This window comes from Pseudoalteromonas sp. TB64, assembly GCF_000498095.1.
In the GTDB taxonomy this organism is placed as follows: Bacteria; Pseudomonadota; Gammaproteobacteria; order Enterobacterales; family Alteromonadaceae; genus Pseudoalteromonas.
The window spans coordinates 17770-40836 of record NZ_AUTQ01000079.1 but is presented as its reverse complement, the minus strand read 5'-3'; the positions used below and the strand labels follow the sequence as shown (position 1 = coordinate 40836).

23 protein-coding genes and 1 pseudogene are annotated in these 23067 nt (G+C 37.7%); 15 read left to right on the top strand and 9 right to left on the bottom strand.

The annotated features are described in order from the left end of the window. The 4 genes from trpD to trpA all read left to right on the top strand — a co-directional run. On the top strand, nt 1–710 hold a 710-nt coding region (gene trpD, locus L647_RS0104340; RefSeq protein WP_024610097.1), incomplete at its 5' end, for an anthranilate phosphoribosyltransferase. Next, the gene (trpCF, locus tag L647_RS0104335; RefSeq protein WP_024610096.1) at nt 703–2067 is read left to right on the top strand and encodes a bifunctional indole-3-glycerol-phosphate synthase TrpC/phosphoribosylanthranilate isomerase TrpF; all 1365 of its coding nucleotides are present in this window, start codon (nt 703–705) and stop codon (nt 2065–2067) included. The genes trpD and trpCF, both read left to right, overlap by 8 nt. Before the next feature lie 7 nt (nt 2068–2074). Continuing rightward, complete coding sequence (trpB, locus tag L647_RS0104330) at nt 2075–3259, top strand: tryptophan synthase subunit beta (protein WP_024590412.1); 1185 nt, start codon at nt 2075–2077, stop codon at nt 3257–3259. Beyond that, on the top strand, nt 3256–4077 hold the full coding sequence (trpA, locus tag L647_RS0104325; RefSeq protein ID WP_024610095.1) for a tryptophan synthase subunit alpha: 822 nt from the start codon (nt 3256–3258) through the stop codon (nt 4075–4077). The genes trpB and trpA overlap by 4 nt, the downstream gene beginning before the upstream one ends. Before the next feature lie 110 nt (nt 4078–4187). Here the strand turns inward: trpA and L647_RS0104315 are convergent, their stop codons facing one another. Both L647_RS0104315 and L647_RS0104310 read right to left on the bottom strand, forming a co-directional pair. Further along, the gene (locus L647_RS0104315; RefSeq protein ID WP_007582489.1) at nt 4188–4766 is read right to left on the bottom strand and encodes a type 1 glutamine amidotransferase domain-containing protein; all 579 of its coding nucleotides are present in this window, start codon (nt 4764–4766) and stop codon (nt 4188–4190) included. A gap of 373 nt (nt 4767–5139) precedes the next feature. Further along, complete coding sequence (locus tag L647_RS0104310; RefSeq protein ID WP_024610094.1) at nt 5140–5409, bottom strand: HU family DNA-binding protein; 270 nt, start codon at nt 5407–5409, stop codon at nt 5140–5142. Between the two features lie 191 nt (nt 5410–5600). Here L647_RS0104310 and L647_RS0104305 point away from each other — a divergent pair, with 191 nt between their 5' ends. Both L647_RS0104305 and L647_RS0104300 read left to right on the top strand, forming a co-directional pair. Beyond that, nucleotides 5601–6176, top strand: coding sequence for an inner membrane-spanning protein YciB (locus L647_RS0104305; protein ID WP_024610093.1), 576 nt, complete (start codon nt 5601–5603; stop codon nt 6174–6176). 89 nt (nt 6177–6265) lie between these two features. After that, nucleotides 6266–6907 (top strand): CPBP family intramembrane glutamic endopeptidase, encoded by a 642-nt coding sequence (locus tag L647_RS0104300; RefSeq protein WP_024610092.1) that lies wholly within the window; start codon nt 6266–6268, stop codon nt 6905–6907. A 67-nt stretch (nt 6908–6974) separates the two neighbouring features. On the opposite strand, the gene L647_RS0104295 is transcribed toward L647_RS0104300, so the two are convergent. After that, on the bottom strand, nt 6975–8399 hold the full coding sequence (locus L647_RS0104295; protein ID WP_024610091.1) for a sodium-dependent transporter: 1425 nt from the start codon (nt 8397–8399) through the stop codon (nt 6975–6977). A gap of 189 nt (nt 8400–8588) precedes the next feature. Here L647_RS0104295 and L647_RS0104290 point away from each other — a divergent pair, with 189 nt between their 5' ends. The 5 genes from L647_RS0104290 (at nt 8589) to L647_RS0104270 (ending at nt 11721) form a co-directional block, all read left to right on the top strand. Beyond that, a complete protein-coding gene (locus tag L647_RS0104290) occupies nt 8589–8891 on the top strand; it encodes a YciI family protein (RefSeq protein ID WP_024610090.1) in 303 nt (100 codons plus the stop codon). 161 nt (nt 8892–9052) lie between these two features. Further along, complete coding sequence (locus tag L647_RS0104285) at nt 9053–9313, top strand: PepSY domain-containing protein (RefSeq protein ID WP_024610089.1); 261 nt, start codon at nt 9053–9055, stop codon at nt 9311–9313. Nucleotides 9314–9315: 2 nt separating this feature from the next. Then, nucleotides 9316–9990, top strand: coding sequence for a response regulator transcription factor (locus tag L647_RS0104280; RefSeq protein ID WP_002959806.1), 675 nt, complete (start codon nt 9316–9318; stop codon nt 9988–9990). Continuing rightward, on the top strand, nt 9984–11321 hold the full coding sequence (locus L647_RS0104275; protein WP_024610088.1) for an ATP-binding protein: 1338 nt from the start codon (nt 9984–9986) through the stop codon (nt 11319–11321). Before L647_RS0104280 ends, L647_RS0104275 begins: the two co-directional genes overlap by 7 nt. After that, a complete protein-coding gene (locus L647_RS0104270) occupies nt 11308–11721 on the top strand; it encodes a hypothetical protein (protein ID WP_024610087.1) in 414 nt (137 codons plus the stop codon). The genes L647_RS0104275 and L647_RS0104270 overlap by 14 nt, the downstream gene beginning before the upstream one ends. Nucleotides 11722–11753: 32 nt before the next feature. Here the strand turns inward: L647_RS0104270 and nrtS are convergent, their stop codons facing one another. Together nrtS and L647_RS0104260 are read right to left on the bottom strand one after the other, a co-directional pair. After that, a complete protein-coding gene (gene nrtS, locus L647_RS0104265) occupies nt 11754–11987 on the bottom strand; it encodes a nitrate/nitrite transporter NrtS (protein WP_166113489.1) in 234 nt (77 codons plus the stop codon). Between the two features lie 2 nt (nt 11988–11989). Further along, nucleotides 11990–12277 carry a glutaredoxin domain-containing protein gene (locus L647_RS0104260; protein WP_050581966.1) on the bottom strand — a complete coding sequence of 96 codons (288 nt, stop codon included), beginning with the start codon at nt 12275–12277 and terminating at the stop codon, nt 11990–11992. Nucleotides 12278–12339: 62 nt separating this feature from the next. On the opposite strand from L647_RS0104260, the gene L647_RS1000000124930 reads away from it, so the two are divergent. Next, nucleotides 12340–13326 (top strand): AraC family transcriptional regulator, encoded by a 987-nt coding sequence (locus L647_RS1000000124930; RefSeq protein WP_024610085.1) that lies wholly within the window; start codon nt 12340–12342, stop codon nt 13324–13326. 59 nt (nt 13327–13385) lie between these two features. After that, nucleotides 13386–14465 (top strand): FAD-dependent oxidoreductase, encoded by a 1080-nt coding sequence (locus tag L647_RS0104250; protein ID WP_024610084.1) that lies wholly within the window; start codon nt 13386–13388, stop codon nt 14463–14465. An 83-nt stretch (nt 14466–14548) separates the two neighbouring features. On the opposite strand, the pseudogene L647_RS01000000123645 reads toward L647_RS0104250, so the two are convergent. Beyond that, nucleotides 14549–15585: pseudogene (locus tag L647_RS01000000123645) on the bottom strand (AI-2E family transporter). 171 nt (nt 15586–15756) lie between these two features. Here L647_RS01000000123645 and L647_RS0104240 point away from each other — a divergent pair. Together L647_RS0104240 and L647_RS0104235 are read left to right on the top strand one after the other, a co-directional pair. Further along, nucleotides 15757–16647 carry a TIGR01777 family oxidoreductase gene (locus L647_RS0104240; RefSeq protein WP_024610083.1) on the top strand — a complete coding sequence of 297 codons (891 nt, stop codon included), beginning with the start codon at nt 15757–15759 and terminating at the stop codon, nt 16645–16647. A 274-nt stretch (nt 16648–16921) separates the two neighbouring features. Beyond that, nucleotides 16922–18070 carry a GGDEF domain-containing protein gene (locus tag L647_RS0104235; RefSeq protein WP_024610082.1) on the top strand — a complete coding sequence of 383 codons (1149 nt, stop codon included), beginning with the start codon at nt 16922–16924 and terminating at the stop codon, nt 18068–18070. A gap of 119 nt (nt 18071–18189) precedes the next feature. Here L647_RS0104235 and L647_RS0104230 read toward each other — a convergent pair whose 3' ends face one another. The 3 genes from L647_RS0104230 to L647_RS0104215 form a co-directional block, all read right to left on the bottom strand. Beyond that, nucleotides 18190–18456, bottom strand: a complete 267-nt coding sequence (locus L647_RS0104230; RefSeq protein WP_024610081.1) for a hypothetical protein — start codon at nt 18454–18456, stop codon at nt 18190–18192. A gap of 567 nt (nt 18457–19023) precedes the next feature. Continuing rightward, on the bottom strand, nt 19024–21576 hold the full coding sequence (locus L647_RS0104220) for a glycoside hydrolase family 3 N-terminal domain-containing protein (protein WP_024610079.1): 2553 nt from the start codon (nt 21574–21576) through the stop codon (nt 19024–19026). Continuing rightward, nucleotides 21576–22850 carry a sugar MFS transporter gene (locus L647_RS0104215; protein WP_024610078.1) on the bottom strand — a complete coding sequence of 425 codons (1275 nt, stop codon included), beginning with the start codon at nt 22848–22850 and terminating at the stop codon, nt 21576–21578. The genes L647_RS0104220 and L647_RS0104215 overlap by 1 nt, the downstream gene beginning before the upstream one ends. Between the last annotated feature and the right edge of the window lie 217 nt (nt 22851–23067).

Genomic DNA, 23067 nt, shown 5'->3' with positions numbered 1-23067 from the left:
CTGCCGGTATTAACATGGTAAAGCATGGTAATCGCAGTGTATCGAGTAATTCAGGCTCTGCCGATTTACTAAAAGCCTTGGGCATTAATATAGATATGAGCCCAGAGCAAGCAGCAAAATGCCTTGAGCAAACTAACTTTACCTTTTTGTTTGCACCGCACTATCACAGTGGTGTACGCCATGCGATGGGTGTGCGTACAGCGCTTAAAACACGTACTATTTTTAATATTTTAGGCCCGCTTGCTAACCCAGCGGCACCTGAAGTGCAATTACTCGGCGTGTATAACGAAGCGTTGTGTATGCCAATGGCACAAACTCTTAAAACCCTTGGCACAAAGCGCGCTATGATTGTTCACGGCTCGGGCACTGACGAAATAGCCCTACATGGTCCAACTACGGTTGTTGAGCTAAATAACGGTAATATTACCCAATATACGCTTAACCCAAGTGACTTTGACCTTGCAAACTATTCACTTGAACAGCTCGCTGGTGAAGGTCCACAATACAATGCAAAAGCAAGCCTCGCTATTTTAGAAGGTAAAGGCACAGAAGCCCACAATGCGGCCATTATTGTAAACGTAGCCGCACTGTTATACCTAACTGGTAAAGCACAATCATTAAAAGAAGGCGCGCAACAAGTACAAACATTATTAAGTTCAGGGCAAGCCATGAACACGTTAAATAAAATTATTGAGGTAAGTAATGGCTAATGTATTAGATAAAATCGTTGCTGATAAAAAATTAGAACTAATTGAGCGTAAAGCCGCACGCCCGCTTGAAAGCTTTAAACAGCAAGCAGTGCCTACAAGCCGTGATTTTTACAAAGCACTCGCAGCACCTGGCACACAGTTTATTTTAGAATGTAAAAAAGCATCTCCTTCAAAAGGCTTAATTAGAGAGCCATTTGATTTAACCGAAATCACCTCGGTTTATAAAAAATACGCTACCTGTATGAGTGTGTTAACTGATGCTAAATATTTTCAAGGCAGCTTTGACTACCTCGAATTTGTGCGTAGCCAAGTAGAACAACCGCTTATCTGTAAAGACTTTTTTATAGATGAGTACCAAGTGTACATGGCACGTATTTATGGCGGTGACGCTATATTATTAATGCTTTCAGTACTAGATGATGAAAGCTATAAAGCACTGTATGCCGTTGCCGATTCACTTAATATGTCGGTATTAACCGAAGTAAGTAATGAAGAAGAAGTACACCGCGCACTTGCGCTTGATGCACAAATTATTGGTATTAATAACCGTGATTTACGCGATTTAAGCACCAATTTAGCCACTACCGAAAAACTACGAAAGCTTATTCCGGCTGATAAAGTGGTTATTTCGGAGTCGGGGATTTACACCCATCAAGACGTAAAACGTTTAGCTCCTCTATGCGATGGCTTTTTAATTGGCAGCTCACTTATGAGTGAGCGTGATTTAGAGCAAGCATGCCGCCGTGTTATTTTTGGTGACAATAAAGTATGTGGTTTAACACGTAGCCAAGATGCACAAGCTGCGTATCAAAACGGTGCTATTTACGGCGGTTTGATTTTTCATCCTAAATCGCCACGCTATGTCGATTTAGATTGTGCAATAGAGCTTAGTAAAAGTGCACCACTTAATTTTGTTGGTGTGTTTGTCGATGCTCCAATTGAGCAAGTTGCTCAATACGCAAGTGTGCTAAAATTGGCGGCAGTTCAATTACATGGTCAAGAAAGTGACGATTACATCGCCGCTTTGCGTACACAGTTACCAACCGGCTGCGAAATTTGGAAAGCACAGGCAGTTAAAAATACATTACCTACTCCAGTAAATGGGGTTGATCGTCATCTTTACGATACACACAGCGACACTCAAGCTGGCGGTACTGGTAAAGCATTTGATTGGTCGGTGCTTAGCGGCGCAACCACACCATTTATGCTCGCTGGTGGCTTAAATCCAGATAATATTAAAGATGCGCTTTTTAAAGGTGCCTTAGGCCTTGATTTAAACTCAGGCGTTGAAGAATCTGCGGGTAAAAAGTGCCCTAACAAATTACATAATGCTTTTACAAGCATCAGAAATTATTGAGGTTAAAATGCAAAATCCAGCTTATTTTGGCGAGTTTGGCGGTATGTTTGTACCTGAGTTACTTGTCCCTGCGCTTAAACAGTTAGAAAACGAATTTAACAAAGCACAAAAAGATCCTGAGTTTCAGGCAGAGCTAAGTAAATTATTAAACGAGTATGCGGGTCGTCCTACCCCACTTACTTTAACGCGCAATTTAGTTAAAAATCCAAAAGTAAAACTGTACCTAAAGCGTGAAGATTTACTACACGGCGGCGCACATAAAACGAACCAAGTACTTGGTCAGGCGTTACTTACTAAGCGTATGGGTAAAAAACAAGTTATTGCTGAAACAGGTGCCGGTCAACACGGTGTTGCAACAGCGCTAGCGTGTGCCTTACTGGGTTTAAAATGTCGTATTTATATGGGTGCAAAAGACGTTGATCGTCAGCAACCTAACGTATTTAGAATGAAGTTAATGGGCGCAGAGGTTATTCCGGTAACAGCGGGTTCTGGCACATTAAAAGATGCAGTAAATGAAGCGCTGCGTGACTGGTCAGCAAACTACCAAGACGCACATTACCTACTAGGTACAGCTGCGGGTCCTCACCCATTCCCAACAATTGTACGCGAGTATCAAAAAATTATTGGTGAAGAAGCCAAACAACAAGTACTTAAAGCAGAAGGCCGTTTACCTGACGCTGTTATTGCCTGCGTTGGTGGTGGTTCAAACGCGATTGGTATGTTTACCGACTTTATTGACGAGCCAGGCGTTAAATTAATTGGTGTTGAGCCTGCTGGTAAAGGGCTTGATACAAATGAGCACGGTGCAACAATTTGTAAAGGCACAAAAGGCATATTGCACGGTACTTATACGTACATTATGCAAAATGATGATGGCCAAATTGAAGAGTCTTACTCTGTATCAGCGGGTCTTGATTACCCAGCTGTTGGTCCTCAGCATGCATTTTTACACGAAACTGGTCGCGCTCAATACGTTGGTATTACCGATACAGAAGCGCTTGATGCGTTTCAATCGCTTGCTAAAAATGAAGGGATTATTCCGGCACTTGAATCAAGCCATGCGTTAGCTTATGCGCTTAAGTACGCAGAGGAGCTAACCGAGGAAAGTGTTATAGTGATTAATTTAAGTGGTCGTGGCGATAAAGATTTAGCACACGTTCACAATGTACTAACTGAAAGAGGTCAGCTATGAGCCAAGTAAAAACGGATCATTACGGCAAAATGTTTGCAGCGCTTAACGAGCAAAAACAAGGTGCATTTGTACCATTTGTAACGATTGGCGACCCAGGTAAAGAACAAAGTATTGCGATTATTAAAAGTCTGATTGACGGCGGCGCTGATGCGCTTGAGCTTGGTATTCCGTTTTCAGATCCAATTGCAGATGGTCCAGTAATTCAAAAAGCTAATATTCGCGCCCTCGATGTGCACATTAACACACAAGATTGCTTTGATATTATTAAAGAAATACGTGAGTATAATGCCGATATTCCAATTGGCTTATTATTGTATTCAAACCTTGTGTTTAAACGCGGTATAGAAGCATTTTATAAAGATGCAAAAGCAGTAGGCGTAGACTCAATTTTAGTGGCTGATGTGCCTTTACATGAATCTAAAATGTTTAGAAAGTCAGCTATGGATAACGGTGTAGACCCAATTTTTATTGCAACACCAAATGCAGATGACGACACACTTCGCCAGTGCGCCTCTTACGGTCGTGGTTACACGTATTTACTATCGCGTGCAGGTGTTACCGGTACCGATACTAAAGCACAAATGCCTGCTGGTAATATTGTTACTAAATTAAAAGAATACCATGCAGCCCCTGCTCTTTTAGGGTTTGGTATTTCAACGCCAGATGATGTAAAAGCGGCTCTTAATGCAGGAGCAGCCGGTGCTATTTCAGGCTCTGCCGTGGTTAAAATTATTGAAGCTAACCTTAATGATTTACCTGTAATGACCGCGCAGCTAAAAGCTTTTGTAGCCGATATGAAAGCAGCTACATCGCTATAATCTAACTAGGGCGTGTTTTATACGCATTAAAAAAGGGCATTTTAAATGCCCTTTTTTTGTTTTTTAAAAAATCAAACGCTGTATCAATATCCAAACGTTTTAAAAGCAAATTAGTGAGCTTGGTGTTTACCCTCTAAAATCTCTTCAATAAATTTAGCATTAAATGCTTCTAAATCGGCGGGGCTTCGGCTTGTTACTAAGCCTTTATCTACACATACTTCTTGGTCAACCCAATTAGCGCCTGCATTAATTAAATCGCTTTTAATACTTGGAAAAGAGGTAATAGTACGGTCGCGCAATTTATTAATTTCAGCTAACAACCACGGAGCATGGCAAATTGCAGCAACGGGTTTGTTTTTTTCTGCTCCAAAAAAGCCATCAATAAAGGCTTTAGCATCTTTATCTTGACGTAAACTGTCTGGGTTAAATAAACCACCAGGGAGCATAAGCGCGTCGTAATCAGCGGGGTCTGCGTTTGTGACTAGTTTATCTACTGTTACTTTATCGCCCCACTTGTCTTCATCCCAGCCCGTAATTTGACCTTCTTTAATTGATACTATTTCGATGTTTGCACCGGCATCAAGTAATGCGCTGCGTGGAGATAAAAGCTCACTTTGCTCAAACCCATCAGTGGCTAAAATTGCGATTTTTTTGCCCTGTAAACGTGTGCTTGTTTGTAATGTACTCATTGAGATCTCCTTATTTGATACTAACCTGCATAAATTTTTGAGCAATTTAACGTCGTTAAATAGACCCCATATATAAGCAAATTGGTATTGTTTTAAAATATGTTCGAAACACACAGTTAAACAGCATAATGCATGCCGATTACAAGCGGTTGAAAATTAAGGAATAAATTAGAATAGAGTTTATGATGCTATGTAAATTATTTAGAGATTATGAATAATGTACATAAGTGCGAATCTATTTCCAACTCATGTAATTTAACGCCACCAAAAGCGAGGTATAAAACCTCACCTACAACATATACCTGTAGGTGCGAATTTACTTCGCGCTCATGTAACTTATCTATCAATACGGGGTTTAAAACCTTAAATAAATTTAAAGCAGATCTTTTAACGCTTTAGCAGGCTTAAAAATAGCTTTGTTTGCGCCTTCTATTTCAATTGCTGCGCCTGTTTGCGGGTTACGCCCAGTACGCGCTGGGTAATAACTTAGTGCAAACGTACCAAAGCCATTAATTTGAACTTGATCGCCTTCAGAAAGCGATTTAGTAATCACTTTTTGCAAGCTTGAAAGTGCAGCTTGAGCATCTTTTTTTGTTAATTCACTTTTGTGTGCAATGGCAGCAACGAGCTCTGCTTTATTCATTTTAGGCTCCTAAATACACGCCAAATCAGTGTTGGTTAAGCGTGGGAATACGATTATAAAAAAAATACCAAACCAAATTGGTAATAAAGCCACGCAGGCTAAGGGTTACAGGGCAACAAGTCAACCTTGTAGTTGCTAAGCTTTATGTGGTAAAAAGTCTTTGACTCTTTCTTGTATAATTTAGGTAGTATATGCACGCATTAATTGAATACATTCCACTCATACTGTTTTTTGCAGTGTTTAAACTCGTCGATATTTATTGGGCTACTGGTTTATTAATGGCTACAACGTTCATTCAAGTTGCTTATAGCTACTTTAAACATGGCTCTGTGCCTACTCGCCACTGGATATTTTTTGGCATTGCTGCCGTGTTTGGTACGCTAACGCTGGTACTTCATGATGAGCAATACATTAAATGGAAAGCAACACTCATATACGCAGGTTTAAGCTTAACGTTACTTGTTAGCCGTTATGTACTTAAAAAAAATCTAGTTAAAAAAGCGCTTAGTTCAATTCTCGAAAACGCTAACGATACAAAGCAAGCTATTGTTGTTCCAGAGCCGTTATGGGATAAACTTAACTTAATGTGGGTTGCTATTACTGCGGGTATAGCTGGGTTGAATATTTATATTGCGTATAACTTTTCGCTCGACTTTTGGGTCAACTTTAAAGTATTTGGCTTAATGGGTATTACCTTTGTAAGTATTTTTGCCACTATTATTGCCTTGTACAAATACCTCCCTAGTGAAGAAGAACCTGCAAAATAATTTTATAGATCACTTTGTAGATTACTAATCTCGTCATAAAAATGTCGTCTTAGCTTGATAGCTTATTAAAAAAACAAGTTGAGACGACCTTGAACGCCAATCAATATCGCTGGTTTGAATTCACCCTTATTTTTGTATTACTCCCCTTGTTGGGCTTTGGATTACGCGAGCATTTAGCTAACTGGCTTATCCCTGCACTTATTATATTAATGAGTGTGTGTTGTATGTTGCTACTGGGCGATCCCCATTTTAAACGTTTTAGGCTTACAAGCCTTGGGCAATTTTCTGCTGTTAAAAAACGTGTGTTTAGCTTCTTTTTTTTAGGTGCACTGTTCTCAGGTATGTTTTACGGGATTATTCATCAGGGCAACTGGTTTACCCTTCCCCGCAACTCGTTTAATGATTGGCTTTTACTGCTGTTGCTCTACCCAATACTGTCGGTTATCCCTCAAGAATTAATATTCAGAACCTACTTTTTTCATCGTTATAAACGAATCATGCCCAAAAAAGCGGTGCGTATAATAGTAAGTGCAACTGTATTTGCATTGGCGCATATTGTGTATGCAAATTGGATTGCAGTAGGTTTAGCGTTTTTAGGTGGTTTGCTGTTTGCTTATACCTATGCACAAAGTCGCTCAACCTTTGTGTGTGTTATTGAACATAGTTTATGGGGGCTCTGGATGTTTACCCTTGGAATTGGCAGCTACCTTGACTCTGGTGCATTTAATTAAAGTGACCTTTATTTAAAGTTACACAAAAAAGCCGCGACAAGCGCGGCCTTTATATTTAATTTTATACTTAAAAACCAAATATTTTTAAACCAAAAAACTTAGTCGCTACGGTGTTAATAAATATCACAGCTAATATAACTGGAATAAACGTTGAAAGTGAAAAATTAACGTATTTTTCCATAAAGCTGCCCGCATAATTAGGCGAGCCTAAGCTTAATTCCTGCGTTAAACGTGCTTTTTTCCAGCGGTACATAACAAACAAGCACACCATTAAGCCGTTAAGCGGTAATATAGTGTCGTAAAACACATCAACAATAATATCAAAAAAGCTTTTACCTTCACCACCATAACTAGTTATTGATGTAAGGCTATCTACCATACCAAACGACATGGTACATAAAATAGTAAGTAACCCCGTAGAAAGCGTTAAAATACCCAATGCTTTTTTACGGCTAATACCTTTACGGTCGCTTAGCGTTGCCGTTGGTACTTCTACTATAGAAACAAGTGAAGTGATAGCGGCAAAAAATACAAGTAGAAAGAATGAGAATGCCACAATAGATGCACCGGTATATCCAATATCATTTTGTAACGCTAATAATATTTTAGGTAAATAAACAAATATCATAGAAACTGATGAATCAGAAAGTGAAGCTGGGTCGGTGTTAGGATCAAAACTAAATATAGCTGGCAGCACCATTAAACCTGCAACAAATGCGACTAAAGAGTCGGTAATTGCAACCATTTTAGCGCTTCCTACAATATCGTCTTTTTTAGATATATAAGACGCGTAAGTCATTAAAATACCCATACCGAGCGATAATGAGAAAAATGCTTGGCTTAATGCGCCATTAAGTACACTTGCACTCATTTTAGAGAAGTCAGGAATAACGTAATACTCAACTCCTGCCATAGCGTTATCTAATGTTAATACATAAGTTACCAAGGCAAGCAGCATTACAAGCAGTGCTGGCATTATAAATTTTGCTGCTTTTTCAATACCTTGCTTAACACCACCTAATAATATTAAATTAACAATAATTACCACAACAGCCATGTAACCAAATACAGTGTAACTATTAATAAAGATATCAAAATGTTCCGGCTCAGCGAGTGAGTCTAAGTTACCCAATGCTGTTTGTGTTAAGTAACCAAAAATCCACACAGTGATTACCATATAAAAAACAGCAATCATAAATGGCGTTAATACTGCCATAAAGCCTGCAAGCTTCCACTTTTTATCGTTGTTAGCTAAAAGCTTGTACGCGCCAAGTGGATCTTTTTGGGCATTTCGACCCATCGCCATTTCGGCCATCATCACTGGTAAACAAATAAATGCGACAAATAATGCGTAAATTAATAAAAATGCGCCACCACCATTTTTGGTAGCAGAAACAGGAAAACCAACTAAATTACCAATACCGACTGCCGACCCTGCAGCAGCAAGTATAAATCCGAGGCGGGAGCTGAAGTGCTCTCTATTTTCGCTCATGCATTAACCTTGTTATTATTTTGTAGTATTTCAGCGACTCTACCAGTGTTTTACAGCGTTTTTCAAGCAATTACAGTGTAAAAATAAAATCGTAGTGTAAACTTTCAAAATAACGCTTTTAATTCACCAATTTTCAACGCTGTGGTAGTATTAATTTAATCAAATTTAACAATTTTTATGAGATTCCTTATGTTGTACATGATTCACTCAACAGACGTTGAAAACAGCTTAGAGTTTAGAAAAGCAGCACGCCCAGCACATTTAGCACGCCTTAGTGAACTTGATTCGCAAAACCGCTTACTTACTGCGGGTCCTTTTCCGGCAATTGATAGCGAAGATCCTCAAGAAGCGGGCTTTACTGGTTCATTAGTTGTTGCTGAATTTGAATCATTAGAAGCAGCACGAGAATGGGCTGCAGCGGACCCTTATGTTGCTGCCGGCGTTTATGAAAATACCGTTGTTAAACCATTTAAAAAAGTATTCCCTGCTTAGAAATGTGAGTAAACTCTGAGGCAGTGCTTTGCGCTACAATTCAGGGTTTGTTCACTACATTTTAATTAAAATTGCTAATGTAGAAGCTAATTAACGTTTTTACTTGAATTTTAGCAACTTAGTTAATTAAACTAAGTAGGTCTGGTCTAGGAGTTTCCATTATGCGCGTATTATTAAGCCTTAGCTTTATTGCTTGTATTAGCTTTGCAAATTTTGCTCAAGCAAATACAACAACGACTCAAACAGTACAAGCTGAGGTAAACAAAAAGAAAGCCGTAATACTTGCAAAGGAAACTATAGGTGGTAAGACCTTAAAAATTACCGAGAAAACAGATTTTTATACTGTACGAATACTCAAATCTGACGGCCACGTCGTTGATTTACATATAAATAAAAAAACCGGCGAAGTGAAGAAGGATTAAAAATGCGAATTTTAGTTATAGAAGACGATTTACATTTAGCAGACAACCTACGTAATGCCCTAGAAAAAGAGCGTTACAGCGTGGATTTATGCCACGATGGTGAAGCAGGTCTTTTCCACATTACAGAATACCCGCTTGATATGGCCGTAGTTGATTTAGGTTTACCTAAAATAGACGGTATTGAGCTAATTAATAAAGCACGTGCACAAGGCATAACCATTCCTATTTTAATCTTAACAGCGCGCGACCGCTGGCAGGATAAAGTAGAAGGTCTAGATGCTGGTGCAGATGACTACTTAACAAAACCATTTCATGTTGAAGAATTAATCGCACGTTGTAATGCATTAATTCGTCGTAGTGCAGGTAAAGCAAACCCTGAAATGACTGCGGGTCCTATTAAAATTCATACGCGTTCACAACAAGTATGGGTTGACGATAAAGAGCTAAGCCTTACCGCATATGAATACAAAGTACTTGAATACTTAATGGTTAACCCACAAAAAGTTATTTCTAAATCAGAATTGACTGAACATATTTACGATCAAGATTTCGACCTTGATTCAAACGTAATTGAAGTATTTGTTTTACGTTTGCGTAAAAAGTTAGACCCTGATGGTGTACTAAACCCAGTTGAAACACTACGTGGTCGTGGTTACAGGCTCAAAAGCCAGTGGTAATACCGCAAATATCGTTAAAAATAAGGCAAGGATTTATCCTTGTCTTTGTTTTATTAGTCGCCCTTCCTATATTATTTTATTCCATTGGCAAAGCATATTATGCCTCACTGGTTGATGCGACAGAAAAAACCCTCGAAGCTCAATTATACTCATTAATCTCTGAAGTCGACTTTACTGAGAACGGTATTGTTATGCCTAGTACTATTTTGGCACCAGAGTTGAATAGGTTAAATTCAGACACTTATGCAATGATTTACCGCGATGATGAACCTATTTGGCACTCTGAATCGGCTGTAAACCTAGATTTTATTCCGCAACAAATTCAAACCAAAGCTGGCGCGGCTGATTTTCGTCGTGTTGAATTTAAAAAATCAGCGTATTGGCAATTAAGCTTAACCGTTATTTTAAACAATATTGATCAATCAGAACAAGCGCGGTTTATTTTAGTTAAGCGTAACGACGCTCTCGTAAGATTAATGGATGGGTTTAAACAAACATTGGTTGATTGGATGTTTATAATGGGTGTTGCTATTGCGGGACTCATGGCGATTGGTTTTATTTGGAGCGCACGCCCCTTACAACGCCTAGATAAAGAAATTAAAGCAATTGAATCAGGTGATATTCAAGAAATTAAAGGGCTCTACCCAATTGAGTTGCAAACAATAAAAGCAGATCTAAATTTATTACTTGAGTCGCAGCAACGTCAAAAAGAGCGTTATAGAGCGTCATTAAGTGACTTAGCGCATGCTCTTAAAACACCGCTTGCGGTATTAAAATCAAGCCCATTAGCTAATGATGCCGACGCACAAGAGCAACTTGATCGCATTAATGTGATGATCGAACATCAATTAAAACGTGCGGCAACGGGCGCATCAGACACATGGAAAAAACAAACGCCTATTAAACCAGTGCTCGATTCTATTTTAAGTGCAATGGCAAAAGTTTACCGCGATAAAGACATTATTTTTAATTGCACTGTTTCTGATAAAGACTACTTTTTAGGTGATCAAACTGATTTATTAGAGCTACTTGGTAACCTGATAGATAACGCCTGTAAAGCATGTCGCTCACAAGTAGAAATACAAATAGTACAAAGTAAAACACTTTGTATTGGCATAAGTGACGATGGTCCTGGTGTGCCTGAAGACAAGCGAGAGTCTTTACTTACACGCGGTACCCGCCTTGATACATACGAAAGCGGTCATGGTGTAGGTATGGCAATAGTCTCTGACTTAGTAAAATCATATAACGGTGTACTAACTATAACAAAATCAGATAACTTGGGCGGCGCTCAATTTATTTTAGAGTTTAATTATAATGATAAAAAATAATTATTTATTACATCATATAGTAGCTTTATTTTTATTAGGGTTTAGCTCGTTTAGTTTTTCGGCTCAAGTATGTAGTTTGCCAGAAAACGCAACACCAAATGTAGCAAAGCGATATATTCAATGCCTTGATAGCGAAATAAATAAGGTAGAGCAAGTACAAGCTACTTGGATATTAAAACGTAAATTTGAGTTAACAAAAATAGAAGAAGAAACAGGTAATACACAAGTATTGCCTTTATTTATGCGCAGTATAAGTAACCACGAAAAGTATATAAAAAGTAGTTGCCAATGGCGCTATATATTAAAATCACCCAATGGAACTGCTGCTGCGATTAGCTATAAACTCTGTGAAATTGAGCTAATGAAGCAATTTACAGACGTATTAAAAACACCAGTTTAATATAGTACGATTAAAATAATGAGGGCAAAAGATTAAACTTTAATTTTTTGCCCTGCTAAAAACACACAAAATGGTACACAGTAAGTTAATATAGCAGGTAATACTTTTAAATTAGCGTCTGCAAACAATGCATCATACTGATTAATAACAAGTAAAACAGACCCGACAACAAGCGCCACCTTTGCTGCCATAAATAGCATTCTGCTTAGTTTACTATTTGAGGTATTAATTTCATCTACTATTAATGTGCCTTCAATTTTGCTCATTATTATTCAACTAATTTTAACTTAGCAGCATGCTTTTTCAAATAAGTAATAATATCCATCGACTCATATAGCCATTTTGTTTTATTACCAGCCTGAATAATTTTTAAACATGGTACCTGCTTTTTACCGCCCTCTTTAACAAGCTCTTCATTATATTCACTCACAAGCGATGTTTCGCGCAGCTCAACATTTAGCTCTTGATGGTTAATATATTTGACGACCATTTTACAAAATGGGCAATATTCTTTATAAAATAGCTCTACACGTAACGATGATTCTAAATTACTCATTATATTCTCCTTAGCGTTGATGCATGTATTATGGACTTAAATAAAAAACAAAAAATGATATTATGCATATAATTAATGTCATTTTGTTCAATTTTGGTAGGTGCAGTATCGATATATTAGCCAATGTACTAAAAGAAATTAGACTCAGTTCTCGCACATATTTTTGTGCCGACTTTGAAACACCTTGGGGTATGGATATTCCTAGTAGCCAGCATGGTGGCTTTCATATTGCTGTTACGGGCGAGTTTTACGTCTATATAAAACAAAACCATAAACATATTCATTTAAAAGAAGGTGACATTATTGCGTTTCCTTTAGGTGCCGCACATCAATTAAGTGATAACAATACAGATAAAGCAGCTGATTCATTGCTAAACGGTGAAAGCGTTGTAGAAGATATACTAAGCGGGAACAACCCTTTTGAACCCAAAGGACTTAGTAATTCATTAAATACTGTTTTATGCGGCGCATTTAATTATGACACTTCACTTAATCACCCACTGTTTAACGACTTACCTGAATATATTCATATTAAGTCGAGCGAGTTGCCGTGGTTACAAGGCTTGGTTAGCGTGCTCTCTAACGAGACCCGTACAGCTAAACCAGGCTATTCAGTATTAGTTGATAGATTAACAGAGGTATTATTTATTCAACTACTTCGTGCCCACATGCTTGAAAAAAATGCTGATAGCGGTTTTTTAAGCGCACTAAACGATTCCAAAATTAACGCTGCTTTAATCGCCGTTCATCAAGATTTGCAAGGCAACATAAATGTAGGGCAGCTAGGCGAATTAGTAGGAATGTCGCGCACTAGCTTTAATCAACGCTTTACAAAATTAGTCGGCGAGTCACCAAAAACATATTTAACTAATTTTCGCTTACAAAATGCTAAAAATAGCTTACTTAATAATAACAGCCCTATAATTCAAATTGCGGAAAATGCCGGATACAGTAGCGAAGCCGCTTTTAGTAAAGCTTTTAAACGCTATTACAAAGTCCCTCCAGGCTCGGTTCGCAAAAAATCTGCCGAGCAAACACTTGACAACTAACAGCGCTCAAAACAAACTACCTACTGATAGGTTAATCAAAATAAAGAGATAATATACATATGCATCAACCAGTAATTATTATAGGTGGCGGGATCGCCGGATTATACAGTGCATATCAATTGCAGCTGCTCAACATTCCTTACTTATTATTAGAGGCTAAATCGCAATTAGGTGGTCGAATACTTGCGGCGCAATCAACGGCTAGTAGCGATGTTAGTTTTGATTTAGGACCAACTTGGATTTTCCCTCACCAGCCAAAAATTCAAGAACTCGTTAAATCACTTAACTTACCCGTGTTTGAGCAATACACAAAGGGCGATGTTTTATATCAAGCGGATAGTACCGGCAAGCCTCAGCAAATAGCGGGCGCTGGTGAAATGCAGTTATTTAGACTTCGCCATGGCATGTACACACTAATTAATGCGCTACATAAACAACTAGACCCTAATTCAGTTCTATTAAATCACCGTGTTACCGAGCTAAAAAAGAGTAATGGTCGTTGGCACTTAGTTGTTAATAACAATGGGCAGTTAAAACACTTTAGCAGTGAGCATATAATGGCTGCTATGCCACCTCGTATGGTCGCTCATCATTTAACACCTGAGTTCTGGGCTGACAAAACACTAATTAACCGTTTAAATTCAGTGCCAACGTGGATGGCAGGGCAAGCTAAGTTTATTGCTATTTTTAAAGATGCTTTTTGGCGAAATACAAACTTGTCAGGACAATGTTTTAGCCGAGTAGGTCCAATGGTTGAAATACACGACGCCAGCGCCGCAGACAATAGCTCACCCGCATTATTTGGGTTTATAGGTGTGCCCTACTCAGCTCGTAGTCAAATATCAACAGAGCAACTAAAACAAGCCTGTATTACACAGCTTGCATATTTTTATGGGGATGATGCATACAACGCTACAGCATATTTTATTAAAGATTGGGCTAACGATGAATTTGTAGCTGATAAAAACGATCAAACTCAGCCATCGCAACATCCCGACTTTAACTTTACGGGGTTGAATGAGCAGTTAAATAGTTTAAATATACACTTTGTAGCAAGTGAATTTGCAAAGCAAGAAGCGGGATATTTAGAGGGTGCAATAAATGTAGTTGATGAAGTTATTGAGCTTTTAAAAGTATAGTTTTAAAAATAAATGTTTTAGTTACTTAGAGCTGTAATCTACAGCTCTAAGTATTTTTAATGCAGCAGTTAAAGAGCCGTTAATTAACTCTTAGTTACTTCTTCACCACTGCCAAGTAAGGTAGCAATCCATTTACCTTCAACACTGGCTTCTAAACCTATTTTTACAATCATTGTTAATGGTACAGATAAAAGCATACCGACTGTACCTAATAACCAGCCCCAAAATATTAATGACAAAAATACAACTAACGTAGAAAGACCTAGCCCTTTCCCTAAAAATTTAGGCTCTACAATGTTTCCCATGACGGTATTTATAGTTAAGTACCCTGCGCCAACAAGCCCTGCGACTAAAGGTCCTTGGGTGATCAATGCAAGTAATACTGCCGGTACNCGGCAGCGATAATAGACCCAATGTTAGGAATGTAATTAAACATGAAGGCAAGCACACCCCACAATATAAAGTAATCTACATCTAAAATCCAAAGGTAAAATGCAGCTATTATACCGGTACCCAAACTTACTAGCGTTTTAATTGCAAGGTATGAGTTTATTGATTCTAAAAAACGATCTATTTGTTTCATTTTACTGTCTGGATCTTCAAGTGCCATATGTATTTTATTGCTCAACATAGGTCCTTCAAACAACATAAAAATAACCGTTAAAATAATCAAAAACATGTTTGCCATTACGCCACCTAAACCAGTGAGCATATTGGTGGCTACATCAACCATTTTGCCAGGGTCGAACATATTAATTAACTGTTCTTTATTAATTAATATGTTGTACTGAGAGGCTAAATCAACAAGCCATACAAACTCTTCTTTAAGCTGTACTTTGTACTCAGGAAGTTGCTGCGAAAAATCATTTATAGACTGCCCAACCAGCCCACCAAGGCTCACACCTAAACCTACAATAATAAGCACCACTAACATAACAGCAACGCCTTTAGGAATTCGGTAGCGTGCGAAAAACTTAATAAGTGGATTACAAATAATGGCAATAAACGCCGCCAAAATAAACGGAATAATAATTACACTTGCTGCTTTTATGCCTGCGAGCACTACCACTAAGGAAGCAAAAACTATTAAGCTTTTATTTACTCCAGTTAAACTTGCCAATTCATTAATCCTTTTATTATTTATATGCCTTAAGTGTAAGGCAAAAGCTAATTAAATGAAATATTTACCAAGTGATCATAAAAACCTACCCCACGTATATATGTAGCAAAGCAATTAATTAGCGAGTATACATTTTAATCACTTGCTACTATTTTACCGTAAGGATTAATAATGCATATATTTATTACCGGCGCGACAGGTTTGATTGGCTCACATTTATGCCCATTTTTACTTCATCATAATCAAGTAACCGTTCTTAGTCGCAACCCTGCAAAAGCAAATGCACTCTTGAGTCACAAAGTGCATGCTATTAGCGATATAAATTTAGTTGATTTTAATAGTGTTGATGTTGTTATTAACTTAGTTGGAGAACCGATTGTTAATAAACGTTGGAGCGCAAAGCAGAAAAAAATAATACGAGACAGTCGTATCGATATCACACAACAGATAACCTCTGCCATAAAAGCCTGTTTTAACCCTCCTCATACATTTATTTCAGGCAGTGCAATTGGATTTTACGGTCGTCAGAATAGTGATTTTATTGATGAAAGTTTTGATAATCCACACGATGAATTTAGCCATCAACTCTGTAAAGATTGGGAAGACGCAGCAATAGCAGCACAGTCAACTCAAACCCGAGTGTGTTTATTGCGTACAGGTATTGTATTGGCTAAAAAAGAGGGAGCTTTAAGCAAAATGCTACCTGCGTTTAAATTATGTTTAGGCGGTCCTATCGGTAATGGCAAACAAGGTATGTCGTGGATACATATAGACGATATGACACAACTGATTCTATTTGTTATTGAACACAGCGAATTATCAGGTCCTATTAACGCAACAGCACCCAACCCAGTGAGTAACGCAATATTTAGTAAAAGTTTAGGAGAGGCATTATCACGCCCCGCATTTATGACAATGCCGGTGCCTGTACTTAAATTATTAATGGGAGAAATGTCAGACCTTTTAACTACGGGTCAGTTTATAATCCCAAGTAAAGCACTAAATCACGGCTACAAATTTCATCATTCTGAATTAAAATCAGCACTAAATAGCTTGGTTTAGCTTACGTTAATAACAATAAAGTTATAGTTATCAATAGGGACAAAAACCAAAACAAAAATCAGTACTTTTTACCCATATGGATATTAATTAATTAGTGCATAATGCTTAGCTTAATTTGGTCAATGTACTATTATTAATGTCGAAACTAGCAATTTTTTAGTAATAAAAAATTAAAATTTGGCTTTAGGTACAACACATTTAATTGAAATTAGTAGATTCAAAATAAACAAATATAACTGTCTAACACTACACATTTTATAAAAGAGAAAAACTAATGCTACATCTTCCTACAGTGATCTGTTTCTCTTTTATATTGAATATAATAATAGGTTTGTTTTTTTTCTCTGTGCATAACTTTAAAAAACAAACATCTTTTTTATTGCTTGGCTGTGCGTGTATTACATTTGCTATTGCGGAATTACTTGCTTGCTTACGCTTATTTATTAACGCGCCATTTGTAACACATTATATTGCCAGTATTTTTATTGTTTTAAGCCCTCTTTTAATTATTATAGGCTTACACAAATACAAACATACACAACAGCTAAATTTGCTCCCTATATACTGCATATTAGCTTTTTCAGCTTTACTACTATTGGGAATCTATCAGTACGAAGCAGGTCAAATGCTCATAAGTATGATTGTTGCAGGGCTATATTTTTACGCTGCATATATTATAAAAATTATGAACTTTGTTGCCAAATTACAAAAAAATGCACTGATTTTTTGTTTTTTAGCACATGGTGGAGTGATGTTGTTTCAAGTTACTCTACTCGCTATGCCTACCCAAAGTAACCACGCATCTTTACAAATAGTGCTGGCGAGCCATTTAATATTGGCTACATGCAGCGCATTAATATTGCCTTTTTTATTATTTTCAAATACTGAATACACACTATCAAGTATTGCTAATACTGACTTGTTAAGTCAGTTATTCAATCGTCGCGGTTTTTTTAATAAAGGGAAAGAGCAATTAAATAACCCTAACAATGCCAACAAAAGTGTTTCTATAATTATACTAGATATCGATTTTTTTAAGCGTGTTAACGACCGTTATGGTCACGAAACAGGCGACAATGCCATTAAATGGATTGCTCAAAATATAAAAGAGCAATTTAATGATATTGGCATTAGTGCTCGTATAGGCGGCGAAGAGTTTGCTATTTTATTGCCTAATTGCACATTAAGTGTAGCAAGACAATACGCTGAGCAACTACGAGAAAATATTAGTAGCAATCCTTTTTATTTTAAGGGTAACCATATTAACTTATCGGTTAGTGCCGGAGTTAGTAATGCAATTAACGGTGAAGTCAGTATTAAAGATTTACTGTCTCTTGCCGACAAGCGCCTTTATTTAGCAAAAGAAACCGGTCGCGATAAAGTTGTAACCTATGATGAAAAAAACTTATTAATGCAGAACTAATCGTTAATTGCAAACCAATCGCTTATAAACACTTGGCAGGTTTAACTTTGAGTTACAAATAACTTATCTATAAAATTGCTAGGTTTTATAGTTGTTTCAGGTAATGGTAATTATCTAAGCTAATCCGCTATACCTTTAAATATTCGACCGATAACTCTTAATATCCATAAAAACAATTCTATTGGTAGCTCTATCATACACTCAAGAGCATCGAGGAATTTATTTTCGCGAGCTTTCGTTGATCTTACTTTACTCGGCCAACAAAAATAGGCTATTACAAAGCAAGCAATACCACATAACATGCTGAATAAATTAAATCCTAAGTAAATAAAATACATTCCGGCAAAAAATAAGAAAGTAGCAATCAACGCTCTCAGTATTTCCATGATTAAGCTATCCTTGGTTTTATAGCGAACCTGAATTACCCGCTTTACATTTTTATAGATTAATTAGGTTTTTATTTAAATTCAATAATTTATCGCTATATTTTATTGTAAATTACAACAACGTTTTTACTCGTTCTAAATCAAACACAACACAATTGTAACTAGAGCATGTTGATTTTTCAGGATTAATATTTGTTTAATGTCGGGCAATAATCACGACACGTGGTTTGTAACCTAATGGACTCAGTAATCTTTCTGCGTTGTTATAATGACTTATATCCTTGTAAGAATAAGTAAAAACCGAGCAAAGCTTTCACCCCTTACCCACTTCCATGTAGCAACAAAGAGTTAATCGTCTCTAAAAACACCTCATGAGCAGCGTATGTATGGCGTTTAAACGGCGTTATCGCCTGTTTATAAAGATTAGGCACACTACATAGTGCTTTACCTACAAACCAACACACTACTGCAAATTTAACTTTCAAAGATAAACACAACTTAACTAACATCATAAAAAAAGCCCTTCATACGAAGGGCTTTGACATACACACAATAAAATTAATTACACTACTTACAAGAGAGCGTTGCCTCATCGGCTTTATTTGGTACTAATTGAATATTAGCCACAGATATTGATGCTTTGCTATTACTGCGTAAACTAAATGGGCTTGTTAAGCTCGCAAAATTAACACCCTGCTTAGCAAAACAACCTAAATCGATTGAAACCGACTGCCACTCATTTTCTATGCTTTTATCAACAATGTCGGCTAAATCAATGCTAGCGCCACAACTACCAGAGCAAGTCATTGCAAGTACTACGTCGTTAGTCAGCGCATCATTTAGTTTTATGTCGAAACTAATAACACCGTTTGCTTCAAGGTATGCAATCGTGTCCTCAGCAAAGCTTGTTACTATTTCAGCACTGGCTTTTTCTGCACCGCTAAAGTCAAATTGGCGTGCGTCTTCTTGCACTGTTTTGTCTTCAGTTCGGTATTTAATCGCGCCAAATTCGTGGGTGCTACTTGATACATCTAATATTTTATCACCAGACTTTAACAACAAACGCCAAGGTGCAACGGGCGCGCCTACTAATACATTCATATTGGTAAGTGCTGAGTTATCAAGTTTTGAATCTTCATCAAGGTCATCAGCCAAAACGTTTTTATCGCCATATGCTAATCCAAAACCATAAGGTAATAATGGGTCGTAGTTTTCGTCACCTTTATTTACTGCTGTTTGAATTGCTGTTTTAGGCCATGAAAACGACAACTTACCTGTAAAGTTATACTGAACTTTATCATCAGCTGATTTAAGTAATACATCGGCAATACCTGCGCCCTCTGTACCTGGCAACCAAGCTGCAACAAATGCGTCAGACGCATTTAATTCACTGTTAACCCACATAGGTCTGCCCGATATAAACACAGCTACAACAGGAATACCCTGCTCTTTTAACGAGTTCAAAAGCACTAATGATTTTTTATTGCCACGCTCAAATTCAAGGTTATCTCTATCGCCGTGCCCTTCTGCATATGGTTCTTCACCAAATACAACAATAGCAATATCAGGGCGTTGTTCAAATGTGCCATCTGCGCTCAATATTGCTTTACCACCAGCAGCACTAATTTGATCTTTTAGCCCTGAGTAAATCGATGTAGCACCAGGAAAATCAACATTTTTATTGTTCGTTCCTTGCCAAGTTATACTCCAGCCACCCGACTGCTTACCAATATTATCCGCAGCATCGCCAGCAATAAGTACATTTTGCTTTGGCGATAATGGTAAAATATTGTTTTTGTTTTTCAACAATACTAATGATTCACGTACGGCTTCTTTGGCAACTTCACGATGCTCTTTAGCGCCAATTAACTCTGTTTTACCAGAGAACTGACGTTTAGCTGGGCTTGGCTTATCAAATAACCCTGCGCGTAGCTTAACGCGTAAAACACGTGCCACAGCATCATCAATGCGATCCATGCTTATTTCACCAGTTTTAACTTGTGAAATTGTATTCTCGTAAAGCGGTTTCCAAGCACCGGTTGGTACCATAAAAATATCTAAACCGGCGTTAATTGCTTGTGGGCAGCTTTCGTTTGTACAGCCTTTAATTTGCCCGTGACCATTCCAATCGCCAACTACAAATCCATCAAACCCCATACGTGTTTTAAGTACATCGGTAAGTAAGTATTTATTGCCGTGGTTTTTTTTGCCATGCCAGCTGTTAAATGAAGCCATTACCGACTGACTACCAGCCGACAAACCACCTACATAGCCTTGTGCATGAATATCAAACAATTCTTGTTCGGTAGTAACATTGTCACCTTGGTCGTCACCATCAACTGTGCCGCCATCACCAATAAAGTGCTTAACGGTGCTTATTACTCTTTTATCACTTAAAAAGTCGCTATCGGCTCTACCTTGCAAACCATTTACAATGGCTGCTGAGTAGTCACGTACAATTTGTGGATCCTCAGAATAGCCCTCGTATGTTCTACCCCATCTATCGTCACGCACTACAGCAACGGTAGGTGCAAAAACCCAATCAATACCTGTCGCCATTACTTCAACAGCGGTAATTGCCGCTATTTTTTCAATTAACTCAGGGTTGTTAGCAGCACCTAAACCAATGTTATGAGGAAAAAGCGTAGCGCCAATTACATTATTATGACCATGTACTGCATCCGTACCCCACATTGTAGGAATTGCAATTCCATCAACAGAATCATCAATAGATGCTTGATACATTTTTTCAGCAAGCGCAACCCAATCGTTAGGTGTTGCATGTTTATCGCCATTTGGAAAAGCACCGCCGCCATTAAGGTATGAACCAAAACCATATTTACGCATGTCTTCAACTGTAATATCACGTATTTCTGGCTGAATCATTTGTGCTACTTTTTGCTCAAGCGTCATCTTTTGTAAATAATCGACAATTTTAGCTTCAATTACAGGGTCTTTTTTTACTGCAATTGAAAGCTTTGGCCAAATTTTAGCTGTTTTTGATTGCGCTTCAGCATTTATATTTTCAACATTGCCATCATTACTGCATCCACTTAGTGCGGTAACACTCCCCACTAATGTTGCAATCGCTAATGCATTAAGTTTAAACGTCGTTTTCATTACGATGACTCCTTCACTAACACAGGTTTGCTGCCACTTAAGCCGTAATAAACAATAAAGATGTAACATAAAATAGGTAAGAAAAATGACATCTGTACGCCTATAGCATCAGCAAATGCGCCTTGTATTAATGGCACTATTGCACCACCTACAATTGCTAAACATAAAATACCTGAACCCTGAGCGGTATGCTTACCAAGCCCGTTAAGTGCAAGGCTAAAAATTGTTGGAAACATAATTGAATTGAATAAACCAACTAATAAAATTGACCACATAGCAACAGCGCCGGTTGTACTCATTGCAACAATCACTAAAATAATTGCCATACAAGAGTTAAAACCAAGTACTTTACCTGCTGGTACCTTTTGCATAACGGCTGCGCCAATAAAGCGTCCAACCATCGCACCGCCCCAGTAATACGTTATGTAATGCGCTGCAACATGTTCTTTTAGCCCAGCTATGTTTTCTTGTGCTAAAAAGCTTACTAAAAAGCTACCAATAGCAACTTCTGCGCCTACATACATAAAAATACCTACGGCACCTAATGTTAGATGACGATACTGCCATGCACTGCCCTGTACAGCATCCGACTTTTCCGCTTCGGCTTCTTGCTCTTGCATAATATTAGGTAGTTTTAGCCAAGCAAAAATACCCGCTAACAAAATAAGCATGGCGGCTAATAGTAAATAAGGGAGTTGAACTGATTCAGCATTTTGCGAAGGCGTTAAAAATGCCTCAGATGCCGAGTCTAAAATTAATAAGGCACCAAATATTGGTGCAACCGTTGTACCTAGCGCATTAAATGCTTGCGTAAGAGTAAGGCGAGATGACGCCGTTTTTGAAGGACCTAGTAAACTCACATACGGATTAGCAGATACTTGTAATAATGTAATACCACTTGCAAGCACAAATAATGCGAATAAAAATACAGGGTAACTATGTAGTGCAGCAGCAGGGTAAAATAAAACACAGCCACCAGCCGCAATTAATAGTCCTGTTACAATCCCTTTTTTATAACCTACCTTTTTTACTATGTAACCACTCGGTAACGACATTAAAAAGTAAGCGCCAAAAAAGCAAAATTGAACCAGCATCGCTTGTACGTAGGTTAAATTAAATACGCCTTTTAAATGCGGAATTAAAATATCATTTAGGCAGGTTATAAATCCCCACATAAAAAATAATGTGGTTAAAGACGTTAATGCAAAACCATAACTCTTATCCTGAAAGTTTTGCGGTTGTGTGTGTGTTGTCAGTGGTGCTGAACTTGCCATGTGCTCTCCGTAATTTATTATTATAAATCTCTTCTTAAATCACTCTTTTAATTATTTAACTTCTATACACCTTTAAAGGCGCATTAAAGAGTTGACCTAAGAATTAATAAACACTAACCTTAAATGTAAGCGCTTTCATATGCAATTAAATACGAACAAGCTGAATATTTCAACACTTTTTATTTTTACTCAGCACATATATCAGTAATTAAGTATA